This is a genomic window from Nostoc sp., from assembly GCF_054880495.1.
The window spans coordinates 1-7,146 of sequence record NZ_JBTYKD010000007.1 but is presented as its reverse complement, the minus strand read 5'-3'; the positions used below and the strand labels follow the sequence as shown (position 1 = coordinate 7,146).

5 protein-coding genes are annotated in these 7,146 nt (G+C 41.5%); 2 read left to right on the top strand and 3 right to left on the bottom strand.

What is annotated here, in order from left to right; translation table 11 throughout:
• Positions 1-327: 327 nt before the first annotated feature.
• Positions 328-786 (bottom strand): MgtC/SapB family protein, encoded by a 459-nt coding sequence (locus ACYTXL_RS00600; protein WP_461923039.1) that lies wholly within the window; start codon positions 784-786, stop codon positions 328-330.
• A gap of 300 nt (positions 787-1,086) precedes the next feature.
• On the opposite strand from ACYTXL_RS00600, the gene ACYTXL_RS00595 reads away from it, so the two are divergent.
• The gene (locus ACYTXL_RS00595) at positions 1,087-3,441 is read left to right on the top strand and encodes a putative PEP-binding protein (RefSeq protein WP_461923038.1); all 2,355 of its coding nucleotides are present in this window, start codon (positions 1,087-1,089) and stop codon (positions 3,439-3,441) included.
• Positions 3,442-3,635: 194 nt separating this feature from the next.
• Here the strand turns inward: ACYTXL_RS00595 and ACYTXL_RS00590 are convergent, their stop codons facing one another.
• Positions 3,636-4,292: a DUF1361 domain-containing protein gene (locus ACYTXL_RS00590; RefSeq protein WP_461923037.1), complete on the bottom strand. Its 657-nt coding sequence runs from the start codon at positions 4,290-4,292 to the stop codon at positions 3,636-3,638.
• 637 nt (positions 4,293-4,929) lie between these two features.
• A complete protein-coding gene (locus tag ACYTXL_RS00585; protein ID WP_461923040.1) occupies positions 4,930-5,406 on the bottom strand; it encodes a hypothetical protein in 477 nt (158 codons plus the stop codon).
• Between the two features lie 483 nt (positions 5,407-5,889).
• Between ACYTXL_RS00585 and ACYTXL_RS00580 the strand changes: the two genes are divergently transcribed.
• Positions 5,890-7,128, top strand: a complete 1,239-nt coding sequence (locus tag ACYTXL_RS00580) for a glycosyltransferase (RefSeq protein WP_461923036.1) — start codon at positions 5,890-5,892, stop codon at positions 7,126-7,128.
• Positions 7,129-7,146 lie beyond the last annotated feature (18 nt).

Here is a 7,146-nt window from a genome sequence, read left to right as displayed (position 1 = left end):
TGCCCAAGGGATAAAGGGGATTGTAGTTTCCCCAGTGAAGGTAAAACTTCCTAAGTAAAAGTTGTTAGATATTTGTCTACATTTTTTACAACTATTAACCTAAAATCTTAATCGCCTCCTATTGACCGAAACAGAAAAGGATATAAGCCTCTAAATTTATTTATGGAGAAGAAAAATGTATTCCGAGACGCGCAGGGCGTTCGCCCTTGGCGTCTCCTAGATAGAAATACAGCGTCCTTATGACAGAGCAAATAAATTTATTTATGGGGATTATTAATTTGGAATTTGGAGCGTTCGCTCTTGGTGTCTGGTAGAGAAGCGACGTGACTAATCACGTTTTTCTAACCTTCTAAAAACGTTCAGAACCAGAAAAGTCAGCAGAACACCAATTAATCCCAACTCCCACAAACCACAGCCGGCAGCAATTCCCAAAGCAGCCGAAACCCAAATAGCTGCTGCTGATGTCAGTCCGTGAATTTCAAGTTGCTGTGATTGCTGAGAAGATTGGCGTACAATTTCTCCAGCACCAAGAAATCCCACACCGGCTGCAATCCCCTGAATCACGCGGCTAAGTGCATCATGACTAAACTGTAATTCACCCGTTTGGATAATTATGAGAGTAAAAATCGCTGAACCTAAACTCACGAGTATATGAGTTCTTAAACCCGCTGGTTTGTGCCTAATTTGGCGTTCTAAGCCGATAATTGCTCCAATAAGCAATGCAAAGCATAGCCTGAAGGTGATGTTTAGCCAATCATTAGTTGCAAGGTAGTAAGTGTTTGGCAATGCTTAGTCTGGTATAGAGAGTTTTATATACTAGCACAGCACGGCATAAATCCAGCTAAGATTTAAATTAACGAGACTTGGGATTTGTTAAAGTTAGGCAAACCTCTGTCATAGTGTACTAGGTTAATTAGTAATATTTAAATTATGACAATGATCAGAATCTGGGCAAACGATATGAATTTTAACTTTATTAAATAGTTTTTTGTCTATTTAAAATAAATAATGTAAAAAATTTTACCTCATATTGCGAGATTTAACTCATACACTCAATAATTAAATATGATCCCGCTAACAAATTGAGTGGACAAACTCTACTGGCTAGACCAAATTAAACTACAAGACCGTGCCAAAGTAGGTGACAAAGCATTTTACTTGAGCAGAATCATGCAGCGTGGCTATCCGGTGGTGCCTGGTTTTGTCGTTTCGGCAGAAGTTTTACGACAATTTCTCGAAAATCTCAATAGTTCAGAGTCATTAGTGGCTGACTTACCCCATTCTTCGTTACACCTAGATGTAGCTAATTGGCGTCAACTTCAGCAGGTAGCTGGTCGCTTGCGCCAAGAAATTCTGACTGCGACTGTGCCACAGCAATGGGTGAGTACAATTTTCCAAGCAGCTAGAAAATGGCAAACTGGCTGTTTGATTCTTCGACCTACCTTGGCAGTATCAACTGCTACCCCAGGTCTGAAGAATATATCTGGCTTGTTGGAGTCGGTGTTTTGCCAGTGCGAACCCGAAGCGATCGCAAAAGCGTTAAAGCGTACCTGGAGCCAGATATTTCGGGCTAGAAGTTTCCTATATTGGCAGCGAGCCGGAATTAACCTCCAACAAATTAATCTCGCAGTTTTGGTGCAACCTGTTGAGAATGCGATCGCCAGTGGTTTGCTTAAAGCCAACTCCTCTGGGTGGGAAATTGAAGCTACTTGGGGATTAGGAATTGCGATCGCTCAAGGCGAAGTCCAGCCAGATGTCTACTACATTCAACAAGAAACTGGGGTTGTGTTTAAGCAACAACTGGGCAATAAAATGCTGGCTTATGGTGTTGATGATCCCGCGCTTGGAGCTTTTTCGCAAGCGATGCCCAAGTCAGTGTTAACACCAGATCATACTTGCCTGAGTACTTACTTAATTGAGTCAGCCGAACAAAAACAGTATGCCTTACAAGAAGAATACTTACAACAAATAATTTCTCTGGGAACTCAATTGGTGAGTGAACTAGGTAAAACTTTTACGATGAAATGGACTATCACTGGGCAAGCTACATCTGCCAAGCTCTACATAACACAAGTTAACTCTCCCCAATCTGTAATTCCCCACGGACACTTCATTCGGGGACTAGGGGCAGCAGGGGGACGTGTTGTGGCAACTGCCCTAGTAATTAATAATCCCCAACATAAACCCGAACAACTACCCAAGGGAGTGATTTTAGTAATAAGTGCGATCGCACCTGATTGGTTGCCATTACTGCAACAAGTTGCTGGTATTATCACCGAACAAGGCGGATTAACCAGCCACGCTGCCATTCTAGCCAGAGAATTAAGTATTGCCGCAGTAGTGAATGCAACATCAGCGACCAGCTTAATCCAAACTGGCGAAGGACTGTTGCTTGATGGCGACAGAGGAGAAGTTTATCGGCTCAAAGGAGACTCAAAGGAGGAGATGGAGAAATGGGGAGAGAAAAATCTTCTTTTCCCCCATCGCCCCAACCCGAAAGCGCCCCCTCCTCCTCTTACTTCTCATCTACCGATGATTGCTACCCAACTGCTGGTTAACTTGAGTCAGTCGAGTTTAATAGAACAAGTGCAAAGCTTACCTGTAGATGGGGTGGGATTGTTGCGATCAGAATTGATGATACTAAATATATTATCCGGGCAACATCCCAATAGTTGGATTTTAGCCGGACGTCAGGCTGAATTGTTAGAGTTATGGTCTGAGCAGATTATGCAGTTTGCCCGTGCTTTTGCACCAAGACCAGTTTTTTATCGTTCTTTAGATTGGCCGCAAGATTTAAGATCATTGAGTGATAGTTTACAATCTTCAGCACAGTCGATGTTGGGTGAACGTGGCACTTTTAGCTATTTACAAAATCCCGCAGTATTTGAGTTGGAACTGAAAGCTTTAGCGAGTGTACAGCAAGCTGGTTACAGCAATGTCAACCTAATGTTGCCCTTTGTGCGGACTGTGGAAGAATTTGTCTTTTGCCGTCGTAAAGTTGAGCAAGCTCTTTTAACTGAGGTACCACAGTTTCAATTGTGGATGATGGCAGAAGTGCCAAGCGTACTGTTTTTACTGCCAGAATATGTTAAAGCAGGTGCAGCTGGAATTTCTATTGGGACAAACGACCTAACCCAATTACTGCTAGGAGTGGATCGAGAACAAGGACATCTAGCAAAAGTATTTAATGAACGTCATCCGGCAGTTATGAGTGCGATCGCTCAACTCATCCAAATGGCCAAAAGTGCTGGCATACCTTGTTCCATCTGCGGTGAAGCACCAGCCCTCTATCCAGAAATTATTGATAAGTTAGTAGAATGGGGCATAACTTCCATTTCTGTTGAACCGGAAGCAGTCGAGCAAACATATCAAGCGATCGCTCGTGCTGAACAACGCTTAATTTTAGCAGCTGCACGACAAAAACTTCTTCGTAATTCGTAATTCGTAATTATGAATTTTTAATGATCTGATCGGACGCTATTCTCAGATGGTGGCGGTTGAAGTCCAACCGTTTGCTTCGGAATTTATTTCACCTCAAGGAGAGTTTCGTTGCATCTTTTTTTTTGAGAGGCAATATTTCTCTGGGGAATTACTAATTAAAACCTCAAATTTAAAAGCCAAAATCGTCAGGTTGATCAAATGTTTGGCGTCTTAGACTTTGCGCGTCCTGAGTTTATCCCTATTTTACTATCTGGTTGACTAAGACCTAAAGTTATTCGTTTCATAATCCAATACAAACCTGCAAGTACCACAAAAGTGATAGTAATAATCACTAGGGGCTGTTTCCCTAGAATTTCTTCTACCCCTTTAGTCAGTACAGCATCGGGTTGAGTAATAAAATCCCAACTGTTGAAACGCAAAAATCGCCCCCAATAGACACCAACAGCACAGAGAAAATGTGTAATTAACTCAAAGCGCCAAATCCATTGACTCTTGCCGATGCGATGTAAGTAGTAACCCCAATTAATTAACGAGATTACATAAGCTTCAAATCCACCCAAAATTACGAACAAATACACAGGAATAAGTACCAAAGTAATCATCCATATCGATTGAATCTTGCGGATATCGTCTATGAGGTGAATTACATCAGTCAACAAATATGGTGCATTCGGTAAGAAAGCATAGAAAACTAAGAATCCTAGCCACCAAAGCCAAGAGCCACCACGCCGAAAGCGAAATAACCACACACTCAAAGCTAAAGGTATAAAAGCCAGAAATAAATTCCAAGTCATCCAACTCATATTAATTCGCAAGACTTGCACAACTCTGGCTATCAATTCTTCTTTCATAGGTGCTAACTCAAAAGACGTTTGATTGATCTAGATTCACTCTGTAATATTAGTGTTAACCTCAGTGATTGACTGAGAAAATTTTTGTACCCCCAAGGAAATTTATTTACTCTCAGACCACACAAGGCTTTGGTGTCACTTAAAACGAAATGCACACTGATATATGTCGGAAATTTAGAGTTTTTATGTCTTTCATACTGGAGGCTCAAATTTATCAATCAATCGGCTTAAATCACTAGTATAGCCAGAAAATCATCAGGGTAAAATGTACCACAGAAAGAAAGTCTGAGCGACAAAAACGCCGCTGAATAGTTTTCTGTGGACTTTTTTTTATAGGAATGTTGCCCCGATCCTAGCGATTATAGGACTTAGGCAAAACTACACGCGCTCAGGGGCAATTCATGTAGACGAAGGCTGACCGCAGGGTATTGCCCCTACCTAAAAATCATTCTTTTCAGCTATTGTTTACGTAAGTCCTGTATTATATTGATTTAATTCTGCTCTGCCAGAGGCTGAGTGCTTTTAGCGGTAGCGGGGCATTTAGCCGGTGGTGACAGGGGAATTTCACTTCTTTAGTCAAAGACTTTTAACTTGGAACTCCCAACTGTTTTGCCGAATGCCCCATGCCCAAATTGGATTATTTTGGCTGGCTACAATATTTATTCATTTCATTCATTAATGTATCCGATTGCTTGCCAATAGTTGTAGCTGTTGTCAATGTTGAGTCAATTTCGGTTCTAGCCTTTTGGATTTTTTCTCTACCAGATGCCGAGGCTTCTGCTATCTTAGTTGCACCAAGCGCCCTAGCGGCCTTAGCGATCGCTTCACTGAGATTCTGAAAAATTTTCACAAAACTGCTTTGAAATTCTTTCAACTTGGGGTCTGTTAACTTCAGTTCTCGAATCGATTTAGTCACAAATTCCAAATCTTTAGACAGCTGTATGCTGGTGATCACTTGTGTTCCTTTATTTTTATCAATCAAAGAAGTTCCCGAGTTCACAACTCTAATCAGTCGCTGGCACTGGGAAACTTTATTTTGGCTGCAACTAGTAATCAGCAAAGTAATGCTCAGGCTCACAGGAGCAAGAACAGTATATTTATGTAAAACAGACATTAACACCCCAACAGCAATAAAACCAAGAATATAGTATCCAATATTACAGCACAATTCAGCAGGAGCAATGGGTTGGGGAGCCAGCACTGAACACTAGGCACTTAGTCCCAATCACTACTTTGTATTTATTTCTCTATTTTCTCACGAATGATTTTAAATTGGCACATTAGCTCAACTAATAGTTCAAAGTCACATAGTCTTGATAATAAACTGTATATTTGCTGACTTCATGGTATAGTATTAATTGTTTTTATAAAGAAATTATGTAAGCCTCAGTGCATACCATAAAAATAAATGATTAAATTTAAAGTTTAGGAAAAGATTTTGAATTTAGGTGCAGGAATTACTAAACTTTTCAGAACAGCTAACTGTAACAAAAGTATTCATAAAGCTTTGAGTAACCAGGTTTAGTCAAGAAGGCAAGCATTTGTTTGGCTCTATTTCCTCCAGCCTTTACACATCCTCGTTCTGTAATGTGAAATTATGAAGATAAACTCATCCAACTCGCTGTTAACAGTACCAACCGGACCACTAAAGATTTCAGAGTTGCCACCTAATGGTGTGGGTACAAATGGTGAATCTATCCATCTTTCTCTAGTAATTCCTACTTATAAAGAGCGTGACAACATCCAGAATGTGGTCAGCATATTGAGTCGATTACTGGATGAATCTATTCCAGGAAACTATGAACTGATTGTGGTAGACGATGATAGCCCAGACCGAACTTGGGAAATAGCACAATCCTTGATGCCAGAATACCCCCAGTTGCGAGTGATGCGACGCCAACAGGAACGGGGGCTATCTTCAGCCGTAATTCGTGGGTGGCAAGCAGCGACGGGGAGTGTGTTGGGGGTGATTGATGGAGATTTGCAGCATCCGCCAGAGGTGCTGATGCAACTGTTGCATAGTGTTGAGCAGGGAGCAGATTTGGCAGTAGCCAGCCGTCATGTAGACGGAGGTGGGGTTAGTAGCTGGAGTGTTGTCAGGCGTTTCTTGTCTCGTGGCGCTCAGTTGTTAGGCTTGGTGATTTTACCGGGGGTACTGGGCAGAGTTTCCGATCCCATGAGTGGTTATTTTATGGTGCGCCGGAGTGCGATCGCCAATGCAACACTCAATCCAGTCGGATACAAAATTCTTTTAGAGGTAATCGGGCGGGGAAAGGTAGACCAACTTGCCGAAGTTGGGTATGTGTTCTGCGAACGCAAAGAGGGTGAGAGTAAAGTCACATGGAAGCAATATATAGATTACATTCACCACTTAGTACGGTTGCGGCTTTCCACAGGGCGAGTAGGACGAATTAGTAGAAAAGTCAATTTCCCTATTGGTCGATTTCTGCGTTTTGGGTTAGTTGGCTTTAGTGGTGTGTTTGTGGATTTAACAGTGTTTTACTTGCTGCGTACTGTGATTCATTTAGGTTTAACTCGCAGTACGATTCTTTCGGCCGGAGTGGCAATTATAAATAATTTCCTATGGAATGATTTATGGACTTTTAGTGATATTTCTCAGCGACAACGTGATCCGCATCAACGTTTCAAGCGATTCTTAAAGTTCAGTGCGATCTGTTTGGCAGGAGTTATATTACAAGCTCTAATAATTAACTTTCTCTATAATGTTTTGGGGATAAATCAGTATTTAGCTAAGTTGATAGCGATCGCAGTTGCTACCATCTGGAATTTCTGGATTAATTTGAAACTCAGCTGGCGCGTCACTGACGTTAAATAATCACAACCAGGGATTTGA

What these genes read in the sequence shown, in the direction of transcription:
- ACYTXL_RS00590 (WP_461923037.1), bottom strand. Translation starts at nt 4,292, where the DNA reads ATGAAAGAAGAATTGATAGCCAGAGTTGTGCAAGTCTTGCGAATTAAT.
- ACYTXL_RS00585 (WP_461923040.1), bottom strand. Translation starts at nt 5,406, where the DNA reads ATGTCTGTTTTACATAAATATACTGTTCTTGCTCCTGTGAGCCTGAGC.
- ACYTXL_RS00580 (WP_461923036.1), top strand. Translation starts at nt 5,890, where the DNA reads ATGAAGATAAACTCATCCAACTCGCTGTTAACAGTACCAACCGGACCA.